This is a genomic window from Denitromonas iodatirespirans (genome assembly GCF_018524365.1).
Lineage (GTDB): Bacteria > Pseudomonadota > Gammaproteobacteria > Burkholderiales > Rhodocyclaceae > Nitrogeniibacter > Nitrogeniibacter iodatirespirans.
Genome location: NZ_JAEKFT010000098.1, coordinates 1 through 1152, shown reverse-complemented (window position 1 = coordinate 1152; position 1152 = coordinate 1). Strand labels below are relative to the sequence as shown.

1 protein-coding gene is annotated in these 1152 nt (G+C 67.1%); it reads left to right on the top strand.

The features are described 5' to 3' along the window. Window positions 1-1152 (top strand): amino acid adenylation domain-containing protein (locus I8J34_RS24080; protein ID WP_214364167.1); only part of this gene is annotated, 1152 nt, incomplete at both ends.

Genomic DNA, 1152 nt, shown 5'->3' with positions numbered 1-1152 from the left:
CACCAACTGCTCGACGACTGGAACGCCACCGCGCACGGCTACGACAAGAGGCGCAGCATCCACAGCCTGATCGAAGCGCAGGCCGACGCACACCCCGAAGCCCTTGCGCTGATGAGCGCAGAAGAGGCGCTGAGCTACGGCGAACTGAACGAGCGCGCCAACCGCCTGGCCCATCACCTGATCGGTCTGGGCGTGGGCCCCGACACCCGGGTCGCCGTGTGTCTGGAGCGCAGCCCCGAGCTGATCATCAGCCAACTGGCAGTGCTCAAGGCCGGCGGCGCCTATGTACCGCTCGACCCCGCCTATCCCAACGAGCGGCTCTCATACATGCTCGAAGACTGCCAAGCGACGGTGGTGCTCACCCACACCCGCGTGGGCGCCGACGTCGAAGCCGCGCTGAGTCTGGGCATCGCGCGTTTCAGCGACGCGGTACCGCTGATCGACCTGGCGCACGACGCCGTGCTGTGGCAATCGGCCCGCGATCAGAACCCACAGGTGGGCACCCAAGGCAGCGATCTGGCCTACGTGATCTACACCTCCGGCTCCACCGGCACCCCCAAGGGCGTGATGATCGAACATCGCAACCTGCACAACCTGATCGACTGGCACTGCCGAAGCTTCGCGCTCGACGCCGACACCCGCAGCAGCAGCAGCGCCGGCATCGGCTTCGACGCCTTTGCCTGGGAAGTGTGGCCCGTGCTGTGCAGCGGCGGCCAACTGCAACTGCTGCCGAGCGACGCGTCGGGCGACCCGCAAGCCCTGCTGCACTGGTGGCAACACGCCGAACTGGACGTGAGCTTCCTGGTCACCCCGCTGGCCGAGATGGCCGACGCCCAAGGACAACTGAACGAACACCTGCACACCCTGCTGGTCGGCGGCGACCGGCTCAAACACCTGCCAAAGCTCGAAGCCCACCAACGCCTGATCAACAACTACGGCCCCACCGAAACCACCGTGGTCGCCACCTCGGGAGAGCTGAGCGACGCCCACAACCTGAACATCGGCCGCCCGATCGCCAACACGCGCATCTACATCCTCGACGCCCACCACCAACCGGTCCCGGTGGGCGTGGCCGGCGAGCTGTACATCGGCGGCGAGGGCGTCGCGCGCGGCTACCTCAACCAAGCCGAACTCACCGCCGAGCGCTTCCTG